At 67.2% G+C, this 19,984-nt stretch carries 14 protein-coding genes; 9 read left to right on the top strand and 5 right to left on the bottom strand.

The genetic code is table 11. The features are described from left to right. The first annotated feature begins 178 nt into the window (after nt 1-178). From kynU to C1926_RS05145, 6 genes are read left to right on the top strand one after another with little or no spacing between them, the layout of a single operon-like run. The gene (kynU, locus tag C1926_RS05170; RefSeq protein ID WP_108758445.1) at nt 179-1,453 is read left to right on the top strand and encodes a kynureninase; all 1,275 of its coding nucleotides are present in this window, start codon (nt 179-181) and stop codon (nt 1,451-1,453) included. Nucleotides 1,454-1,484: 31 nt separating this feature from the next. Next, nucleotides 1,485-2,852 (top strand): NAD(P)/FAD-dependent oxidoreductase, encoded by a 1,368-nt coding sequence (locus C1926_RS05165; RefSeq protein ID WP_079225285.1) that lies wholly within the window; start codon nt 1,485-1,487, stop codon nt 2,850-2,852. Then, nucleotides 2,852-4,291: an exodeoxyribonuclease I gene (gene sbcB, locus C1926_RS05160; protein WP_108758444.1), complete on the top strand. Its 1,440-nt coding sequence runs from the start codon at nt 2,852-2,854 to the stop codon at nt 4,289-4,291. The genes C1926_RS05165 and sbcB overlap by 1 nt, the downstream gene beginning before the upstream one ends. After that, complete coding sequence (locus tag C1926_RS05155; protein WP_079222397.1) at nt 4,288-4,974, top strand: DUF2461 domain-containing protein; 687 nt, start codon at nt 4,288-4,290, stop codon at nt 4,972-4,974. The genes sbcB and C1926_RS05155 overlap by 4 nt, the downstream gene beginning before the upstream one ends. Next, entirely contained in the window at nt 4,974-5,966 is a 993-nt protein-coding gene (locus C1926_RS05150; protein ID WP_108746977.1) for an aldo/keto reductase, read from the top strand. The genes C1926_RS05155 and C1926_RS05150 overlap by 1 nt, the downstream gene beginning before the upstream one ends. Nucleotides 5,967-6,008: 42 nt before the next feature. Continuing rightward, nucleotides 6,009-6,560, top strand: a complete 552-nt coding sequence (locus C1926_RS05145) for a DUF2939 domain-containing protein (protein WP_108758443.1) — start codon at nt 6,009-6,011, stop codon at nt 6,558-6,560. A gap of 85 nt (nt 6,561-6,645) precedes the next feature. On the opposite strand, the gene C1926_RS05140 is transcribed toward C1926_RS05145, so the two are convergent. The 3 genes from C1926_RS05140 to C1926_RS05130 form a co-directional block, all read right to left on the bottom strand. Further along, nucleotides 6,646-7,590, bottom strand: a complete 945-nt coding sequence (locus C1926_RS05140) for a 5'-nucleotidase (RefSeq protein WP_033831508.1) — start codon at nt 7,588-7,590, stop codon at nt 6,646-6,648. A gap of 47 nt (nt 7,591-7,637) precedes the next feature. Beyond that, nucleotides 7,638-8,411 carry an NAD kinase gene (locus C1926_RS05135; RefSeq protein ID WP_079222400.1) on the bottom strand — a complete coding sequence of 258 codons (774 nt, stop codon included), beginning with the start codon at nt 8,409-8,411 and terminating at the stop codon, nt 7,638-7,640. 202 nt (nt 8,412-8,613) lie between these two features. Next, nucleotides 8,614-13,590, bottom strand: a complete 4,977-nt coding sequence (locus tag C1926_RS05130; protein ID WP_108758442.1) for an NAD-glutamate dehydrogenase domain-containing protein — start codon at nt 13,588-13,590, stop codon at nt 8,614-8,616. A gap of 275 nt (nt 13,591-13,865) precedes the next feature. Here C1926_RS05130 and C1926_RS05125 point away from each other — a divergent pair, with 275 nt between their 5' ends. Genes C1926_RS05125 through C1926_RS05115 form a run of 3 tightly spaced genes read left to right on the top strand, consistent with a single transcriptional unit; the run spans nt 13,866 to nt 18,970 of the window. Then, on the top strand, nt 13,866-14,522 hold the full coding sequence (locus C1926_RS05125) for a TetR/AcrR family transcriptional regulator (RefSeq protein ID WP_079222402.1): 657 nt from the start codon (nt 13,866-13,868) through the stop codon (nt 14,520-14,522). Then, complete coding sequence (locus tag C1926_RS05120; RefSeq protein WP_108758441.1) at nt 14,522-15,784, top strand: efflux RND transporter periplasmic adaptor subunit; 1,263 nt, start codon at nt 14,522-14,524, stop codon at nt 15,782-15,784. Before C1926_RS05125 ends, C1926_RS05120 begins: the two co-directional genes overlap by 1 nt. A 15-nt stretch (nt 15,785-15,799) precedes the next feature. Continuing rightward, on the top strand, nt 15,800-18,970 hold the full coding sequence (locus tag C1926_RS05115) for a multidrug efflux RND transporter permease subunit (RefSeq protein WP_079222404.1): 3,171 nt from the start codon (nt 15,800-15,802) through the stop codon (nt 18,968-18,970). 302 nt (nt 18,971-19,272) lie between these two features. Here the strand turns inward: C1926_RS05115 and C1926_RS05110 are convergent, their stop codons facing one another. After that, nucleotides 19,273-19,560 carry a hypothetical protein gene (locus C1926_RS05110; RefSeq protein WP_108747851.1) on the bottom strand — a complete coding sequence of 96 codons (288 nt, stop codon included), beginning with the start codon at nt 19,558-19,560 and terminating at the stop codon, nt 19,273-19,275. A 77-nt stretch (nt 19,561-19,637) separates the two neighbouring features. Continuing rightward, the coding region (locus C1926_RS05105) for a transposase (RefSeq protein ID WP_159095036.1) at nt 19,638-19,984 on the bottom strand (347 nt) is incomplete at its 5' end.

The raw sequence follows: 19,984 nt of genomic DNA, 5'->3' as shown, positions 1-19,984 counted from the left end.
GCACGGCCCGGCGCTACCGGGCATCGCGACGCCTGACGCATCCGCCGGGCACGGCCCGGCGCTACCGGTGCGCATGATCTACGGGTAGCGCCGGGCCATGCCCGGCGAGCGCACCGCGCGGCATCACGCAGGCCCCAGGCGCTACACTGGCAGCCCCGTTGCAGCCTGTTGCCCGACCATGTCCGACCTGCTCAGCCGCACCCACGCCATCGCCCTGGACGCCGCCGATCCGCTGCGCCCGCTGCGCAATGAATTCCTGATTCCGCGCCATGGCGGCGGCGAACAGACCTACTTCGTCGGCAACTCGCTGGGCCTGCAGCCGCGTGGCGCGCAGGCCGCCGTGCAGGAAGTGATGAAGCAGTGGGGCGAGCTGGCCGTGGAAGGCCACTTCACCGGCCCCACCCAGTGGCTGTCCTACCACCGCCTGGTCAGCGCGCAGCTGGCCCGCGTGGTCGGTGCGCTGCCCAGCGAAGTGGTGGCGATGAACACGCTGAGCGTGAACCTGCACCTGATGATGGTCAGCTTCTACCGGCCCACTGCCGAGCGCCCGGTCATCCTGATGGAAGCCGGCGCGTTCCCGACCGACCGCCATGCGGTGGAAGCGCAGATCCGCTTCCACGGTTTCGACCCGGCCGATTGCCTGGTGGAAGTGCAGCCGGATGAAGCCAACGGCACGATCTCGATGGCCGCCATCGAACGCGCCATCGGCGAACACGGCCCGCGCCTGGCGCTGGTGCTGTGGCCGGGCGTGCAGTACCGCACCGGCCAGGCCTTCGACCTCGATGCGATCACCCGCATCGCGCGCCTGCAGGGCGCCCGCATTGGTTTCGACCTCGCCCATTCGGTCGGCAACCTGCCGCTGCACCTGCACGATGTCGCGCCGGATTTCGCGGTGTGGTGCCACTACAAGTACCTCAACAGCGGCCCGGGCGCCGTGGCCGGTGCCTTCGTGCATGAGCGCCACCACCGCGACACCACCCTGCCCCGCTTCGCTGGCTGGTGGGGCCACGATGAGGCGACCCGCTTCCAGATGGCGCCGCAGTTCACCCCGGCCATCGGCGCCGAAGGCTGGCAGCTGAGCAACCCGCCGATCCTCGGCCTGGCCCCGCTGCGTGCATCGCTGGACCTGTTCGAGCGGGCCGGCATGGAGGGGCTGCGCCGCAAGTCGCTGGCCCTCACCGGCCTGCTCGACGCCCTGGTGCGGGCGCGCCTGCCGCAGGTATTGGACATCGTCACCCCGTCCGAACCGGAACGCCGCGGTTGCCAGCTCTCGCTGCGGGTACTCGCCGGCCGCGAGCGTGGCCGCGCCCTGTTCGAACACCTGCGCGCCATCGGCGTGCTGGGTGACTGGCGCGAGCCGGACGTGATCCGCATTTCGCCCACCCCGCTCTACAACCGCTACCTGGACGTGCACCACTTTGTCGAGGAAGTGGAAGCCTGGGCCGGCCTGTAAGCCGCTCCCCCACCTCTTGCTGGACAGTTCGTTGATCGCACATGCATCCCGCTCGTTGAGCATCATCGGTGCCGGCCTGGCCGGTTCCCTGCTGGCCATCCTGCTGTCCCGCCAGGGCTGGCGGATCACCCTGTACGAACGCCGTGGCGACCCGCGCGTGGCCGACTACGAAAGCGGCCGCTCGATCAACCTGGCACTGGCCGAGCGCGGCCGCAACGCGCTGCGCCAGGCCGGCGTGGAAGACGAAGTGATGGCCCGCGCGGTGATGATGCGCGGCCGCATGGTGCACCCGCGCGAGGGCGAACCGCAGCTGCAGCGCTACGGGCGCGACGACAGCGAAGTGATCTGGTCGATCCACCGCAGCGGCCTGAACACCACGCTGCTGGAACTGGCCGAACAGGCCGGCGCCACCGTGCACTTCCATCGCCGCCTGCACACCGTCGATTTCGATGCCGGCTACGCGCGCTTCATCGATGACCGCGACGACAGCCCGCACGACATCCGTTTCGACACGCTGATCGGTGCCGACGGGGCCGGTTCGGCACTGCGCGCAGCCATGAACCGGCGTGCGCCGCTGGGCGAGGACATTGCCTTCCTCGACCACTCGTACAAGGAACTGGAGATCCCGCCTGCGGCCGACGGCGGTTTCCGCATCGAGCGCAACGCGCTGCACATCTGGCCGCGCGGCCATTACATGTGCATCGCCCTGCCCAACCACGAAGGCACGTTCACCGTCACCCTGTTCCTGCCCAACAAGGGCGAGCCGAGCTTTGCCACGGTCAACACCGGTGCGCAGGCCGAGGCACTGTTCGCCCGCGAGTTCGCCGACACGCTGCCGCTGATCCCGGACCTGCGCGCGGACTGGGAGCAGCATCCGCCCGGCCTGCTGGGCACGCTCACCCTGCAGCGCTGGCACCAGGCCGGCCGCGCCGTGCTGATCGGCGATGCCGCGCACGCAATGGTGCCGTTCCACGGCCAGGGCATGAACTGCGCCTTCGAGGACTGCGTGGCACTGGCCCGCCACCTGCAGGAGGCGGACGACCTGGAAGGCGCCTTCGCCGCCTTCGAGGCCGAGCGCAAGCCGAATGCGCGTGCCATCCAGCAGATGGCGCTGGAGAACTACCTGGAGATGCGCGACCGCGTCGCCGATCCGGCCTTCCTGCTGCAGCGCGAGCTGGAACAGGAACTGCAGCGGCGCTGGCCCACGCGCTTCGTGCCGCACTACACCATGGTTACCTTCCTGCACACGCCGTATGCCGAAGCGCTGCGCCGCACGGAGATCCAGCGCGACATGCTGGTGGCGGCCACCGCAGGCCACCAATCCTTGGACAACATCGACTGGGCCACGCTGGAAGCGCAGATCCACGCGCAGCTGCCGGTCCTGGAGGGCGCACACTGATGGCCGACAGCTTCCTGTTCTACGATCTCGAAACCTTCGGCCAGGACCCGCGCCGCACCCGCATCGCGCAGTTCGCGGCGATGCGCACCGATGCCGATCTGAACGTGATCGACACGCCGGTCAGTTTCTTCGTGCGCCCGGCCGATGACCTGGTGCCGTCGCCGATGGCCACCCTGGTCACCGGCATCACCCCGCAGCAGGCCATGGCCGAGGGCATCAGCGAAGCCGAGGCCTTCGATCGCATCAACGAGCAGCTGTCGCGGCCGGGCACCTGCGCGCTCGGCTACAACACCCTGCGCTTCGACGACGAGTTCATCCGCTACGGCCTGTTCCGCAATTTCCACGATCCGTACGAGCGCGAGTGGCGCAACGGCAACTCGCGCTGGGACCTGCTGGACATGCTGCGGATGATGCGTGCCCTGCGCCCGGACGGCATCCAGTGGCCGCTGCGCGAAGATGGCGCGACCTCGTTCAAGCTGGAGCACCTGGCCGAAGCCAACGGCGTGCGCGAAGGCGATGCGCACGAGGCACTGTCGGACGTGCGCGCCACCATCGGCATGGCGCGGCTGTTCAAGCAGTCGCAGCCGCGGTTGTGGGATTACGCACTGAAGCTGCGCGACAAGCGCTTCGTCGGCAGCCTGCTGGACGTGGCCGCGATGAACCCGGTGCTGCACATTTCCATGCGCTACCCGGCCAGCCGCCTGTGTGCGGCGCCGGTGCTGCCGCTGGCCATGCACCCGACCATCAACAACCGGGTGATCGTGTTCGACCTGGAAGGGGAAATCGATGACCTGCTGGAGCTGCCGGCCGAAGTGATCGCCCAGCGCCTGTACATGCGCGCCAGTGAACTGCCCGAGGGCGCGGCCCGCGTGCCGCTGAAGGAAGTGCATCTGAACAAGGTGCCGGCGCTGGTGGCCTGGAACCACCTGCGCGCCGACGACCACGCACGCCTGGGCCTGGACGTGGCCGCGATCGAAGCCAAGGCCGAGCGCCTGCGCGCGGTTGCCGCAGCGCTGGCCGAGAAGGCGCGCCAGGTCTTCAACCAGCCGCGGCCGGCCATCGTGTCCGACGTGGACGCCTCGCTGTATGACGGCTTCCTCGGCGCGGGCGACAAGCCACTGCTGGCCCTGGCCCGCACCAGCGCGCCGCAGCAGCTGGCCGCGCTGGAAGGCCGCTTCCGCGACCCGCGCCTGCCCGAGCTGCTGTTCCGCTACCGCGCACGCAACCATCCCGACAGCCTCGCACCGGATGAACGCGAGCGCTGGCAGGATTACCGCCGCCAGCGCCTGCTCGGCGAGAGCGGCCTGGGCGAACTGAACCTGCCCCAGTACCAGCAGCAGATCGACGCGCTGGCCGCCGAAGCGCCCGATGACGCGCGCCGGGCCGGCCTGCTGCAGTCGCTGCGCGACTGGGGCCACCACCTGCAGGAGACGCTGTGAGCACGTATTTCTCCGACGCCAGTTTCAAGTTCCTGCGCAGCCTGGCGCGGCATAACGAAAAGGCCTGGTTCAACGACCACCGCCAGCAGTACGAAGACCATGTGCGGCAGCCGTTCCTGCGCCTGCTGGGCGACCTGCAACCGGCATTGACCGAGGTCAGCGACCACTTCCGTTCGGACACGCGCGGTGTCGGCGGTTCGCTGTTCCGTATCCACCGCGACGCGCGTTTTTCCAACGACAAGTCGCCGTACAAGACCTGGCAGGGCGCCCGCCTGTTCCACGAGCGCCGCCGCGAAGTGGCTGCGCCCTCGTTCTACATCCACCTGCAGCCGGGCGAGAGTTTCGTCGGCGCCGGCCTGTGGCATCCGGAGCCGGACACGCAGCGACGCATCCGTCATTTCATCCTCGACAACCCGGGCAGCTGGAAGGCCGCCGCGCACGCGCCGGCCCTGCGCAAGCGCTTTGATTTCGAGCAGACCGAGAAACTGGTGCGGCCGCCGCGCGGCTTCCCCGCCGACTTCGAGTTCATCGACGACCTCAAGCATCGCAACTGGGTGATGTGGCGCTCGCTGGACGACGACACCATGACCGGCCCCCGGCTGCTGTCCACCCTGGGCAAGGATCTGGCCGCACTGGGCCCGTTCGTCGATTACCTCTGCGCCGCCCTGGACCTGGAATTCTGATGGCGCAGGCACTACCCCTGGCCCGGCAGCGGCGCGTGCTCGGCCGCACCGGCCTGCAGGTGTCGCCGATCGGCCTGGGTTGTTCCGGCTTCTGGGGCCACCGCCGCTTCGCTGAAGGTGCTGCGGCCGCCGTGGTCGAGCATGCACTGGCACAGGGCGTGAACCTGCTCGACACCGGCCACAACTATTCCGGCTTCCATGCCGAGCCGCGGCTGGGCCGCATCCTGCGCCCGCTGCTGGCGCGCTTTCCGCGTGAGTCCCTGGTGGTGTCCAGCAAGGGCGGCACGCTGACCGGCCAGGCCGGCATCAGCGGTGCCGAACAGCGTGATTTCTCCGCGGCGGCGATCACCGCCAGCTGCGAGGCGTCGCTGCGCAACCTCGGCCTGGATTACCTGGACATCTACCAGTTGCATGGCGCCAGCGAGCACGACATCAACGATGACCTGCTGGCGGCGCTGCAGCGCCTGCGCGAGCGCGGCCTGGTGCGCTGCACCGGCATCAACACGCACTCGGCGGTGACGCTGCGCTGGATGATCGCCCACCCCGAGGCCTTCGACGTGGTCCTGCTGGATTACAACGCCCTGCAGCAGGACCGCGAGCCGCTGATCGACCAGCTCACCGCAGCCGGCATCGGCGTGCTGGCCGGCACCGTGCTCGCCCAGGGCCACCTGCTGCCGGCCCGGCCACGCCTGCCCCGGCTGGCCGACGCCTGGTACCTGGCGCGCACGTGGCTGAAGCCGAGCAGCCGCGCACTGATGCGCAGCGCACGCGCGATGCGCCGCGCGGTGGCATCGGTGCACAGCCAGCAGCCGGCGCAGACCGCCTTCGCCTATGTACTGCAGCATCCCGGCGTGGCCAGCGGCATCCTCGGCACCACCCGCGTGGCCAGCCTCGAACAGGTGCTGCAAACCCGCCTGGAGGCGCTGGATGGCGCCGATCGGCAGCGGCTGGTGGCCGCCTTCGGCGATGGCAGCGGCTCACCCAGTCACTGACGCTTAACCTGCGGCTGCCGCAGTTGCGGCAGTCTGGGCGCCATGAAGAAACTCATCGGCATTCTGGTTGCCCTTGTCCTGGCCGTGGCCGCCTGGTGGTTCAGTGGCCCGTACCTGACCGTGCACGGCCTGTCCAAGGCCATCGAGCAGCGCGATACCGCGCGGCTGGAGCGCTACGTGGATTTTCCGCGCGTACGCAGCAGCCTGCGCGCCCAGCTCAACGATTACCTGGTGCGGCAGGCGGGGCCGGACGTGGCGGCCAGCCCGTTCGGCGCGCTGCTGTACGGGCTGGGTGACCAGCTGGGAGGTGCGGCGGTGGACACCATGGTCACGCCAACCGGCATCGGCGCGATGCTGCAGGGCCACGTGCTGTGGAAGCGCGGCCGCAATGAACTGCAGGGCGGCGATGCGTTCGGCCCGACCGAACCGGCGCGGCCGTTGAAGAATGCCGAACACCATTTCGAGGCGCTGGACCGCTTCGTTATCGACGTCCAGCGCGGCCCCGGCGAATCACCGATGAAGGTGGTGCTGGAGCCGCAGGGCCTGCGCTGGAAGGTAGTGGACCTGCAGCTGGGGATGTCGGGAAGCCCGTAGCCCCTCTGTGGTAGATGCCCACCTTGGTGGGCGCCGATGCATGGCAGTGCCAACCAACGGTTGGCACCCACCCGTCGAATCCGCTTCAGCCCTCGTTGGCCACGCCGTGCGGGACGTGACCGGCGGCCACGTGTTCACGGGCGCTGTCGATGTTGTGCTGCGAATCATCGAAGAAGATGTCCGCGCCGAAGGCCTGCAGGAACGGGCCCTTGTGGCGGCCGCCGAGGAACAGGGCCTCGTCCAGGCGCACGCCCCACTCACGCAGGGTGCGGATCACCCGCTCGTGCGCGGGGGCCGAACGCGCGGTGACCAGTGCGGTGCGGATCGGCGCGCTGTCACCCGCCGGGAACACTTCCTGCAGCGTGTGCAGGGCCGACAGGAAGCCACGGAACGGGCCACCACTGAGCGGCTCGCGGGCACGCTCGCGCTCGTGGCGGCCGAAGGCCTCAACCCCCTGCTCGCGCGAGATCCGCTCGCTCTCGTCGCCGAAGATCACTGCGTCTCCATCGAAGGCGATGCGCAGCTGTCCGGCCGGGCGCGTGATATCGATCTGGTCGGCGGCAGCCGCCGCGGTTTCACCCGGGGGCTTGGGCAGGATGGTCGCCGCCGCGATGCCATGGCGCAGCGCACTGCGCACCGATTCGGGATTGGCCGACAGGAACAGGTCGGTGCCGAACGGCTTCACGTAGGGCCAGGTCGGCTCGCCGGCAGTGAAGGTCGCGCGGATGATGCCCAGCCCATAGTGCTGGATGGAATTGAAGATGCGCAGGCCGGTATCGGCCGAATTGCGCGACAGCAGGATGACCTCGACGCGCGGGTTCTCCGGGCTGGCACCCTGGTTCAGCGCCAGCAGCTTGCGCACCACCGGGAAGGCCACGCCAGGGCCAAGGATGTCGTCCTCATGCTGGCGCTGGTACTCGGCATAGGCCGCTACGCCATCGCTCTCGAACAGCGCATGGCTTTCTTCCAGGTCGAACAGCGCGCGCGAGGTCACCGCGACGGTCAGCAGGCGGGGGGAGTTGTCGCCCATCGGTGGGGGTCCTTCAAGCGATCGGCGGGGCCGGCAGCGTATTGTCGTCAAAAAACGAACTGTTCGCTCAGGATCCGGTCTTCCAGGTTGTGTTCCGGGTCGAACAGCAGGGTCACCCGGTGCTCCTTCGACTCGCGGATGGTGACTTCCACCACGTCGCGGGTCTCGTGCGAATCGGCAGTGACGCTGACCGGGCGCTTGTAGGGATCAAGCACACGGAAGCGCACTTCGGTGTCGGCCTTGAGGATGGCACCGCGCCAGCGCCGCGGCCGGTAGGGGGCCAACGGCGTCAGGGCGATGGTATGCGACCCCAATGGCAGCACCGGGCCGTGCGCCGAATAGTTGTAGGCCGTGCTGCCGGCCGGGGTGGCCACCAGCACGCCATCGCCGATCAGCTCGGCCACCCGCTCCTGGCCGTTGAGATCGATGCCGATGTGCGCCGCCTGGCGGGTCTGCCGCAGCAGCGAGACATCGTTGTAGGCCAGCGAACCGGTGCTCGCACCGGATTCGGTCAGCGCCAGCATTTCCAGCGGCCGCAGGTTGGCCGGCTCGGCGCGGGCGATGCGTGCAACCACATCGTCTTCGGCGCGGTACTGGTTCATCAGGAAGCCGACGGTGCCCAGCTTCATGCCGAACACCGGCTTGCCCAGGCGGCCGTGCCGGTGCAGGGTCTGCAGCATGAAGCCGTCGCCGCCCAGCGGGCACAGCACGTCGGCCTGGTCAGGCGCGTGGTCGCCGTAGCGGGAAACCATCGCCGCGCGGGCCATCTGCGCCGGTTCGGCGGTGCTGGCCAGGAAAGCGATGCGGGGGGTGTCGCTCATCGGTGGATCCGGGGGGAAGGCTGGCCAAGAGCATAACCGAGCGCCGCTGCGCTCGCCGGGCATGGCCCGGCGCTACCTGGACCCCCGCGCCCGGTAGCGCCGGGCCATGCCCGGCGAACAGCAGCCCACAACGCAGAACGGCCCCGCTTTCGCGGGGCCGCTCCGTTTCACGCTTGCCGGGCAGCGCCCGGCACTACATCACTTACGCGCCATGCGCGGCCAGCTGGCCCAGGCGCTGCACCGCGACCGACACGGTCGGGTAGTCCAGGGTCTTCTGCTCGGCCAGTTCGGCCAGCATCGACAGGGTGAAGCGCAGGCTGCTGTCGTCGCGGCCGATCCAGCTGGCGACCTTGGCTTCAGCACTGCTGCCCTTGGTACCCAGCACCTGGCCGGCCAGGTTGCGGTGGTGCGCGGCCAGTTCGTCACGCAGCACGCCACGGGCCACGGCATGCCAGCGGCCATTGACCTCCAGCGCGTCGATCTGCTCGAACAGCCACGGCAGCTGCAGGGCATCGCCCAGGCGGAAGTGGATCTTGGACACGTCCACCGGCTTCAGCTTGCGGGTGCGGGCCAGTTCGATGATGTCGAACGCCGGCTCCAGGAAGTGCAGTTCGGCCAGCTGCTGGGCCAGCGCGGACGGCAGGCCCTTTTCCTTCCACTCGGCCACCAGGGCTTCATAGGTCGGACGCTGCGAATCCGGCAGCACACCCGAAGCAACGCGGATGTCGTTGAACGGACCCTGGTAGCGGTTGACCGCCTCGGTGATGCCCGGCATCGGGCCCGGGCGCGACAGCAGCCAGCGCACGAACGAACGCTGCAGCTTCCAGATCACTTCCAGTGCGTCGATCTGCACCGACTCCGGCAGGGTGCCGTCGAGGGCGTCGATCTGCGCCCACAGCGCGCGGGCATCCAGCGTTTCGCGGCTGATGGTGTACGCCTTGGCGACCTCGGCGATGGTGCGGCCGGTGTCTTCCTGCATGCGCATCAGGAAGGTGGCGCCCATGCGGTTGATGGTCTGGTTGGTCACGGCCGTGGCGATGATTTCGCGCTTCAGGCGGTGACGCTCCATCGCGTCGGCGTACTTCTTCTGCAGCGGGGTCGGGAAGTAGCGCTGCAGTTCCTTGGACAGGTACGGATCTTCCGGGATGTCCGAATCCAGCAGCTGGGCAAATGCCACCAGCTTGGAATAGGACAGCAGCACCGACAGTTCCGGACGGGTCAGGCCCTGGCCGCGTGCCTTGCGCTGCGACAGCTCGGCATCGGACGGCAGGAACTCGATCTGGCGATCGAGCAGGCCCTGTTGTTCCAGGGTGCGGATGAAGTGCTGCTTGGAACCCAGGCGCTTGACCGCCATCCGCTCCATCAGGCTCAGGGCCTGGTTCTGGCGGTAGTTGTCGTTGAGCACCAGGTCGGCGACCTCGTCGGTCATCGACGCCAGCAGCTTGTTGCGCTGCTCGACGGTCAGCTTCTTGGCGCGCACCACATCGTTGAGCAGGATCTTGATGTTGACTTCATGGTCGGAGGTGTCCACACCGGCCGAGTTGTCGATGAAGTCGGTGTTGAGCAGCACGCCGGCCTGGGCGGCTTCGATGCGGCCCAGCTGGGTCATGCCCAGGTTGCCGCCCTCGCCCACCACCTTGCAGCGCAGCTCGCCACCGTTGACGCGCAGGGCGTTGTTGGCGCGGTCGCCGACGTCGCTGTGCTGCTCGCTGGCGGCCTTGACGTAGGTACCGATGCCGCCGTTCCACAGCAGGTCGACCGGCGCCTTCAGGATCGCGCTCATCAGGTCGTTCGGCGACAGTGCCTTGACGTTCTCGTCCAGGCCCAGCGCTTCACGCACCTGCGGGGTGATCTCGATCGACTTCAGGGTGCGCGGGAAGATGCCGCCGCCCTTGCTGATCAGCTTGGCATCGTAGTCCGCCCAGCTTGAACGCGGCACGGTGAACATGCGCTCACGCTCGACGAACGAGGTGGCCGCATCCGGGTTCGGGTCCAGGAAGATGTGGCGGTGGTCGAACGCAGCAACCAGGCGGATGTGGCGCGACAGCAGCATGCCGTTGCCGAACACATCGCCGGACATGTCGCCCACGCCGACCGAGGTGAAGTCCTGGCTCTGGCTGTCACGGCCCAGTGCACGGAAGTGGCGCTTGACCGATTCCCACGCACCGCGGGCGGTGATGCCCATGCCCTTGTGGTCGTAACCGACCGAGCCACCGGAAGCGAACGCATCGCCCATCCAGAAGCCGTGCGCGATGGCCAGGCCGTTGGCGATGTCGGAGAAGGTCGCGGTGCCCTTGTCGGCGGCCACCACCAGGTACGGGTCGTCCATGTCGTGGCGCACGACATCCACCGGCGGCACGATCTTGTTGTTGACGATGTTGTCGGTGATGTCCAGCAGGCCCTGGATGAACAGCTTGTAGCAGGCCACGCCGTTGGCGAATACCGCATCACGATCGCCGTTCACCGGCGGGGTCTTGGCGAAGAAGCCGCCCTTCGCGCCGACCGGCACGATGACGGTGTTCTTGACCATCTGCGCCTTGACCAGGCCCAGCACCTCGGTGCGGAAGTCTTCGCGACGGTCCGACCAGCGCAGGCCACCACGGGCGACTGCACCAAAGCGCAGGTGGGTACCTTCCACGCGCGGGCCGTAGACGAAGATTTCGCGGTACGGACGCGGCTTCGGCAGGTCCGGCACCAGGGCCGAATCGAACTTGAAGCTGATGACATGGCCATGCTGGCCGTTGGCATCGGTCTGGTAGTAGCTGGTACGCAGGGTCGCGTCGATCACGCCCATGAACGAGCGCAGGATGCGGTCCTCGTCCAGGCTGGACACGCGGTCCATCAGCTTCAGCAGCGCTTCGCGCGCGGCCTGCATCTGCGCATCGCGGTCGCCCTTGCGCGCATCGACGACGGTCTTGAGCACCTTCAGGGTGGCATCGTCGGCGGCAGCCAGCACATCGAAGTGGGCCTTCAGCTGGGCCTGGCCGGCAGCGATATCGTCCTTGCTCTCATGGCCGGTGGCGGGATCGAAGCGGGCTTCGAACAGTTCCACCAGCAGGCGGGCCAGCAGCGGGTAGCGCGAGAAGGTGCCTTCCACGTACGCCTGCGAGAACGGCACGCCGGTCTGCAGCAGGTACTTGCAGTAGCCACGCAGCATGGCGACCTGGCGCCAATGCAGGCCAGCGGCCAGCACCAGGCGGTTGAAGCCATCGTTCTCGGCATCGCCGTGCCAGACGCGGGCGAAGGTCTCGCCGAAGGCTTCATCGACGCGGGCGGCATCGATGGCGCCGGCGGTCGATTCGACCTCGAAGTCCTGCACGTACACCGGGGCGTTGTCGACCGACAGGCGGTACGGACGCTCGGCGATCACGCGCAGGCCCATGTTTTCCATCATCGGCAGCGCGTCCGACAGCGGGATGTCATCCAGCTGGCGGTACAGCTTCAGGCGCAGGCCATCGCCGCTTTCGCGCGGCACGGCCTGCAGGCTCAGGCGCAGGTCGTCCGGACCGGTCAGGGCATCAAGCTGGCTGACATCGTTGGCGGCAACGGCAGTGCTGTTGTCTTCGATGTAGCCGGCCGGCAGCGCCTTGCCGATGCGGGCAGCGATGCGCAGGCCTTCGGTCTCGCCATGGCGGGTCACCAGCGCTTCGCGCAGGTCGTCCTGCCAGTTGCGCAGCACCTGGGCCAGCTTCTGCTCCAGTTCGGCGGTATCGACGTCGAGCATTTCGCCCGGCTTCGGGCGCACGATCAGGTGCACCTGGGCCAGCGGCGATTCGCCCAGCACCACCGAGCTGTCCACGTACTCACCGTGCAGCGCTTCCTTCAGCATCGCCTCGATGCGCAGGCGCACGTCGGTGTTGAAGCGCTCGCGCGGCAGGTAGACCAGCGCGGAAATGAAGCGGCTGTACTTGTCGCGGCGCAGGAACAGGCGGCTGCGCACGCGTTCCTGCAGGCCCAGCACGCCCATGGCGGTGCGGAACAGTTCGTCCTCGCTGGACTGGAACAGTTCTTCGCGCGGCAGGGTTTCCAGGATGTGGCGCAGGGCCTTGCCGCTGTGGCTGGCCGGGGCCAGGCCGGACTGCTTCATCACGTATTCGTGGCGCTGGCGCACCAGCGGGATTTCCCACGGGCGGCGGTTGTAGGCGCTGGAGGTGAACAGGCCCAGGAAGCGCTGTTCGCCGATGATCCTGCCCTTGGCGTCGAATTCCAGCACGCCGATGTAGTCCATGTAGCCGGCGCGGTGCACGCGCGAACGGGCATTGGTCTTGGTCAGGATCAGCGCGTCCTTCAGCCCGGACGTGGTGTTCAGGCCCTGCGCGGCCAGGGTCTTGACCGGACGTGCGGCGGACTTGTCCTTGCCGCGCATCAGGCCCAGGCCGGTGTCGTTCAGCGGCGCCAGCACGTCTTCCTTGCCCTGCTTCTCCACGCGGTATTCGCGGTAGCCGAAGAAGGTGAAGTGGTTGTCCGCGGCCCAGCGCAGGAACTGCTGCGCTTCGGCACGCGAGGCATCGTCGACCGGCAGCTGGCGGCTGCCCAGGTCGTCAGCCAGCGCCAGCGCCTTGTCCTTCATCGGCTGCCAGTCGCGCACGATGGCGCGCACTTCATCCAGCGCCTTGTTGATGGCCTGCTCGATGGCGGCCATGGCTTCGGCCGGCTGGCGGTCGATCTCCAGCAGCATCACCGATTCGGCATCGCCCTCGCCGACCTTGGCCAGCTTGCCGGCCTTGTCGCGGGTGAAGCGCAGCACCGGGTGGCCCAGCACGTGCACGCCCACGCCCTGTTCGGCCAGCGACATGGTGACGGTGTCGACCAGGAACGGCATGTCATCGTTGATGATCTGCAGCACGGTGTGCGGCGATTCCCAACCGTTGGCCTTGGCCGTGGGGTTGAACACGCGCACGTTGGCCTTGCCGGCCTTGCGTGCACGCGCGAACTCCAGGGTGTCTGCCGCCAGCGCCGCCCACTCGTCAGCGGTGTGGTGCGGGAACTCGTCCGACTCCATGCGCTTGTAGAAATCGGCTGCGAATGCCACTGCCTCGGCCTGCGCGGCCGCGGGGTAACGCTTGCGCAAGGCCGTGTACACCGGCTCCAGGGAGAAACCAGCGGTCACTGCGACCTCCGACTCAGCTGGCTTGGTTTTGTTTTTCACGGTCTTGGCTGCGGTTTTTTGCGGTTTCATGGCAGAGCGAGGCGCTTGCTCAGTTGGGAAAATGAAATTGTAGCCCTGTTGCAGGAAAAGGCCTTGCTGCAGGACGGAATAATGAAATGCCGGGTTTGCTGCGGTTTAGACGCCTATTCAGTTCGCACCGGTATGGCGTCGGCACTGGGCAACGCGATACCGACAGGATCGGCAAACCGTGTTACCGGAATAAGCGCGCGCAGCGCCCGCTGTCAGGACGGACAGGACTATCGGCACGATTCCACAATCCTGAACTGGACGGTATAGTCCACCGCGTGAACCCGGCCTACCTCCCCGCTGCCCTGGATGCGCGCGATCAGCGCGTGTTCGATGCCGTGCGCGAACTGCTGGCCCACCAGGGCATGCAGATCAGCATGGATGCGGTGGCCCAGCATGCCGGCTGCTCCAAGCAGACGCTCTATTCGCGCTACGGCAGCAAGCAGGACCTGCTGCGGCGGGTCATGCAGCGCCACGTCGGCCACGCTACCGGGGCCATGGTCCGTGCACTCCGCACTGACGACCTGCGTGCCAGCCTTCTGCAGTTCGCCACCGACTTCCTGGAGCATTTCAACCAGCCGCACGTGGGACAGGCCTGCCGGGTGATTGCCGCCGATGCGGCGCAGTTTCCCGAAGAGGCGCGTACGCTGTACCGGCACGGTGCCGGCGCATTGACGCTTCATCTTGCTGAATGGATTGAAACCGTTTGCATGCGTGGCCAGCTCCGGCATGACGACCCGCACTTCATGGCCGAACTGCTGCTGAGCATGATTGCCGGTCAGGATTTCGACAAACAGCGTTTCCATACCCCCCATCGCGATGACGCGCAGCTGCGTCGGCGCTGGGCAGAATTCTCCGTCGACAGCTTCCTGCGCGCCTTTGCGCCAACGCCGTCGGTGGCCCCCACTACAAACCAACCCCGGAGTTCCTCCTGATGACCGCCCCACTCCGCACCCTTGCCTTGACGTGCGCCGTTGCTGTCGCGCTGGCCGCCTGCAAGAAGCCGGAACAGCAGACGCCCCCGCCGCCGGAGGTGGGCGTGATCGACGCCAAGCCGCAGACCCTGCCGCTGCAGCGTGAACTGGTCGGCCGCCTGTCGCCGTTCCGCAGCGCCGACGTGCGCGCGCGCGTGCCGGGCGTGCTGCTCAAGCGCGTCTACCAGGAAGGCAGCGAGGTCAAGCAGGGCCAGACCCTGTTCCTGATCGATCCGGCCCCGCTGCGCGCCAGCCTCAACGCGTCGGAAGCACAGCTGGCCTCGGCCCGCGCGACCTACGCCAACGCCAAGGTCGCCGCCGACCGCGCCCGTTCGCTGGCGCCGCAGCAGTACGTGTCCAAGTCCGACCTGGACAGCGCCGAAGCCGCCGAGCGCACCGCGCTGGCAGCGGTGAAGCAGGCTGAAGCCTCGGTCACCTCCTCGCGCATCAGCCTGGGCTATGCCGAAGTGACCTCGCCGATCAGCGGCGTGGCCAACAAGCAGCAGGTCACCGAAGGTGCCCTGGTCGGCCAGGGCGACGTGACCCTGCTGACCACCGTGGACCAGCTCGACCCGCTGTACGTGAACTTCTCGCTGAGCGTGGACGAACTGAGCCAGCTGCGTGCGCAGCAGGCGCGTGGCGCGCTGGCGCTGTCCGGCGATGGCAAGGCCACCGTCAATGTCAAGCTGTCCGATGGCACCGCCTACGGCGAAGCCGGCACGCTGGACTTCTCGTCCACCACGGTCGACCCGACCACCGGTGCGGTTTCGCTGCGCGCGGTGCTGCCCAACCCGCAGAAGATCCTGCTGCCGGGCGCCTTCGTCAGCTTCCAGGCCAACCTGGGCGAACGCAACAACGCCTTCCTGATCCCGCAGCAGGCCCTGCAGCGTGACAGCGCCGGCGGCTTCGTGATGGTGGTCGGTGCCGACGGCAAGGTCGTGCGCAAGAACGTGAAGACCGAAGGCGCACAGGGCGGCAACTGGATGGTCAGCGACGGCCTGGCCGCCGGTGACAAGGTCGTGGTGGCAGGCGTGCAGAAGGTCAAGGAAGGGGCGCCGGCCACGGCCAAGCCCTGGACCCCGGGCCAGGATGCCAACGGCCAGCCCGCCGCCGCCGGTGCAGCCCCGGCAGCCGCAGCTGCAGGCGGTGCCGACAAGGCGCCGGCCAAGCCCGAGGCGGCCGACAAGGCCGAGCCGGCCGCCACCGAATCGAACAAGCAGTAACGGGAACCTTCCGTCATGCCTAAATTTTTCATCGAACATCCAGTCTTCGCCTGGGTGGTTGCGATCCTGATCTCGCTCAGCGGCGTGATCGCGATCCTCAACCTCGGCGTCGAGTCCTATCCCAACATCGCCCCGCCGCAGGTGACCGTCCAGGCCACCTACCCGGGCGCGAGCGCGGACACCACTGAAAAATCGGTCACCCAGGTGATCGAGCAGCAGCTGACCGGTATCGATCACCTGCTGTACTTCAGCTCGTCCTCGTCCTCCAACGGCCGTGCGCAGATCACCCTGACCTTCGAGACCGGTACCGATCCGGACATCGCCCAGGTGCAGGTGCAGAACAAGGTGTCGCTGGCCACGCCACGACTGCCTTCGGAAGTGACCCAGCAGGGCGTGGTGGTGGCCAAGGCCAACGCCGGCTTCCTGATGGTGGTCGGCCTGCGTTCGGACACCGGCACGATCAGCCGCGACGCCCTGAACGACATCGTCGGTTCGCGCGTGCTCGACCAGGTTTCGCGTATCCCCGGCGTCGGCAGCACCCAGCAGTTCGGTTCCGAGTACGCCATGAACATCTGGCTGAACCCGGAAAAGATGCAGGGCTACGGCCTGTCGGCCAGCGAAGTGCTGGCGGCGGTGCGCGCGCAGAATGTGCAGTTCGCGGCCGGTTCGCTGGGTTCGGATCCCTCGCCGGATGGCCACTTCACCGCCACGGTTTCGGCCGAGGGCCGCTTCAGCTCGCCTGAAGAGTTCGAGAACATCATCCTGCGGGCCAATGCCAACGGCTCGCGCGTGCTGCTCAAGGACATCGCCCGCGTCGCCTTCGGTGCCAACAACTACGGCTTCGATACCCAGTACAACGGCCAGGCCGCCGGTGCCTTCGCCATCCAGCTGCTGCCGGGCGCCAACGCCCTGAACGTGGCCGATGCCGTGCGCGCCAAGATGGACGAGCTGCAGCCGAGCTTCCCGGCCGGCGTCAGCTGGTTCTCTCCGTACGACAGCACCACCTTCGTCAAGATCTCCATCGAGGAAGTGGTCAAGACGCTGTTCGAAGCGGTGTTGCTGGTGTTCCTGGTGATGCTGATCTTCCTGCAGAACTTCCGCGCGACGATCATCCCCACCCTGGTCATCCCGGTGGCCCTGCTGGGTACGTTCCTGGGCATGTGGCTGATCGGCTTCACCATCAACCAGCTGACCCTGTTCGCGATGGTGCTGGCGATCGGCATCGTGGTCGATGACGCGATCGTGGTCATCGAGAACGTCGAACGCATCATGACCGAGGAAGGCCTTGCGCCGAAGCCGGCCACGCAGAAGGCGATGACCCAGATCACCGGCGCGGTGGTGGCCATCACCGTCGTGCTGGCCGCGGTGTTCATCCCCTCGGCCCTGCAGGGCGGTGCGGCCGGTGAGATCTACAAGCAGTTCGCGCTGACCATCGCCATCTCGATGGCGTTCTCCGCGTTCCTGGCGCTGGGCTTCACTCCGGCCCTGTGCGCGACCTTCCTCAAGCCGACCCACAACGACAACCCGAACATCGTCTACCGTACCTTCAACAAGTACTACGACAAGATCAGCGGCACCTACGTCGGCCACATCACCTCGGCGGTGAAGCACGCGCCGCGCTGGATGATCCTGGCCGTGGTGCTCACCGCACTGTGCGGCTTCCTGTTCACCCGCATGCCGGGCAGCTTCCTGCCGGAAGAAGACCAGGGCTACGCACTGGCCATCGTGCAGCTGCCGCCGGGCTCGACCAAGGGCCAGACCAACGAAGTCTTCTCGCAGATGCGCGGCATCCTGAAGGACCAGGAAGGCTACGAAGGCCTGATGCAGATTGCCGGCTTCAGCTTCGTCGGTTCGGGCGAGAACGTGGGCATGGGCTTCATCCGCCTCAAGCCTTGGGCCGACCGCAAGGTCACCGTGCCCGAGTTCATCCAGAACATGAACGGCGCGTTCTACGGCATCAAGGAAGCGCAGATCTTCGTGGTCAACCTGCCGACCGTGCAGGGCCTGGGCCAGTTCGGCGGCTTCGACATGTGGCTGCAGGACCGTGGTGGCCAGGGCTACGAACAGCTGACCCAGGCGCGCAACATCCTGCTGGGCAAGGCGGCGCAGGAAAGCGACAAGCTGACCGGCGTGCGCCCGAACGGCCTGGAAAACGCCCCGCAGCTGGCGCTGCATGTCGACCGCGTGCAGGCGCAGTCGATGGGCATGTCGGTGTCGGACGTGTACAGCACCATCCAGCTGATGCTGGCCCCGGTGTACGTCAACGACTTCTTCTACCAGGGCCGCATCAAGCGCGTGACCATGCAGGCCGACGCGCCGTACCGCACCGGCCAGGAATCGCTGAAGAGCTTCTACAGCCCCTCCAGCCTGACCACCAATGCCGACGGCACCAATGCGATGATCCCGCTGAACACGGTGGTCAAGTCGGAATGGGTGTCGGCACCGCCATCGCTGAGCCGCTACAACGGCTACTCGGCCATCAACATCGTCGGCTCGCAGGCACCGGGCAAGAGCTCGGGTGAAGCGATGACGGCGATGGAAGACATCGTCACCAACGACCTGCCGGCCGGTTACGGCTATGACTGGTCGGGCATGTCCTACCAGGAAATCCTGGCAGGCAACGCCGCGACGCTGCTGCTGGTGCTGTCGGTGGTGGTGGTGTTCCTCTGCCTTGCCGCACTGTATGAAAGCTGGTCGATCCCGGTGGCGGTGCTGCTGGTGGTGCCGCTGGGCGTGCTGGGTGCCATCGGCCTGTCGATGATCCGCGGCCTGCCCAACGACATCTTCTTCAAGATCGGCATGATCACGGTGATCGGCCTGGCCGCGAAGAACGCGATCCTGATCGTGGAGTTCGCGGTGGAACAGCGTGCCGCGGGCAAGACCCTGCGCGATGCCACCATCGAAGCGGCCCGCCTGCGTTTCCGCCCGATCCTGATGACCTCGTTCGCGTTCATCATGGGCGTGATCCCGATGGCGATCTCCACCGGTGCCGGCGCCAACTCCCGCCACGCCATCGGTACCGGCGTGATCGGCGGCATGCTGTTCGCCACCCTGCTGGGCCTGCTGATGATCCCGGTGTTCTTCGTGGTCGTGCGCCGCATGCTGGGCGACAAGCTGGATGAGCCCTCCAAGGAGTTCATGGAGCGCCAGCGCGACGCCGAAGCCGCCCACCGTCCGGATCGTTGATCCGGCGGTAGGTTGAAATGAAAAGGCCCCGGAGTGATCCGGGGCCTTTTTTGTTGCCGCATCGCGGGGCCACTGTAGATGCCAACCTTGGTTGGCGCCCTTGGATTCGTGCCAACCAAGGTTGGCACCTACCAGAGCAGCGACCGTCCGGTAGTCGCCAACCTTGGTTGGCGCCCTCGGATTCGTGCCAACCAAGGTTGGCACCTACCAGAGCAACGACCGTCCGGTAGTCGCCAACCTTGGTTGGCGCCCTTGGATTCGTGCCAACCAAGGTTGGCACCTACCAGAGCAACGACCGTCCCTCAGCGCAGCAGCGCAACCACGGCACACACCGCCACGATCACCAGCGCGGCCCACTGCATGGGCACGAAGAAGACATGATGCGGCGCCGCCTCGCCCTTCTGCCGCGGCGCACGGTTCAACCACAGGCCCAGCAGCACGTTCACGGCCGCACCAATGCCCCCACCCAGCAGCACCTGCTGCAGTGGAATGTTGCCCTTCGGGCCGTCGTGCGGGAAGAAGTACGCCAGCAGCAGGATGCCTGCAATCGGCGTCACCAGCGTCATGAATCCCCAACCGCGATAGATCATCGAGCAGCTCCATGCAAAAAAGGGCTGCATTGTAGCGGGGCAAGGGCGCGCGATCGCTTTCTGTAGCAACTGTCTTGTTAGGCGGAGGCCATCTGGGCCTCCGCGTCCCGCTTGCGGGCGTTGAGGATCACCAGCATCTTGCGCATCACCGCGACCAGGGCCACCTTGCCTGGCTTGCCTTGGTTGACGAGGGATTCAAAGAATTCCTTGAGCCGGGGCTCATAGCGTTTGGCGGTCAGCGCTGCCATGTAGAGCGCTTCGCGTACAACGGCACGGCCACCGGTGATACTCCGTCGTCCTTTCCAGGTGCCGCTTTCGCGGCTCATGGGGGCAACCCCTACCAACGCCGAGATGGCTTTCCCACTGAGCCTTCCCAGCTCCGGCAGCTCGCAGGCCAGGGTTGCCATCAGCACCGGGCCAGCGC

This window comes from Stenotrophomonas sp. ZAC14A_NAIMI4_1 (assembly GCF_003086915.1).
Classification (GTDB): Bacteria; Pseudomonadota; Gammaproteobacteria; order Xanthomonadales; family Xanthomonadaceae; genus Stenotrophomonas.
The sequence above is the reverse complement of the archived record's forward strand: the minus strand, read 5'-3'. Positions and strand labels throughout refer to the sequence as shown.

Bases quoted from the DNA above. Each gene is read 5' to 3' on its own strand.
- C1926_RS05130 (WP_108758442.1), bottom strand. From the start codon at position 13,590: ATGAAACCGCAAAAAACCGCAGCCAAGACCGTGAAAAACAAAACCAAG.
- C1926_RS05120 (WP_108758441.1), top strand. From the start codon at position 14,522: ATGACCGCCCCACTCCGCACCCTTGCCTTGACGTGCGCCGTTGCTGTC.
- C1926_RS05115 (WP_079222404.1), top strand. From the start codon at position 15,800: ATGCCTAAATTTTTCATCGAACATCCAGTCTTCGCCTGGGTGGTTGCG.
- C1926_RS05110 (WP_108747851.1), bottom strand. From the start codon at position 19,560: ATGATCTATCGCGGTTGGGGATTCATGACGCTGGTGACGCCGATTGCA.
- C1926_RS05140 (WP_033831508.1), bottom strand. From the start codon at position 7,590: ATGGGCGACAACTCCCCCCGCCTGCTGACCGTCGCGGTGACCTCGCGC.
- sbcB (WP_108758444.1), top strand. From the start codon at position 2,852: ATGGCCGACAGCTTCCTGTTCTACGATCTCGAAACCTTCGGCCAGGAC.
- C1926_RS05150 (WP_108746977.1), top strand. From the start codon at position 4,974: ATGGCGCAGGCACTACCCCTGGCCCGGCAGCGGCGCGTGCTCGGCCGC.
- C1926_RS05135 (WP_079222400.1), bottom strand. From the start codon at position 8,411: ATGAGCGACACCCCCCGCATCGCTTTCCTGGCCAGCACCGCCGAACCG.
- kynU (WP_108758445.1), top strand. From the start codon at position 179: ATGTCCGACCTGCTCAGCCGCACCCACGCCATCGCCCTGGACGCCGCC.
- C1926_RS05145 (WP_108758443.1), top strand. From the start codon at position 6,009: ATGAAGAAACTCATCGGCATTCTGGTTGCCCTTGTCCTGGCCGTGGCC.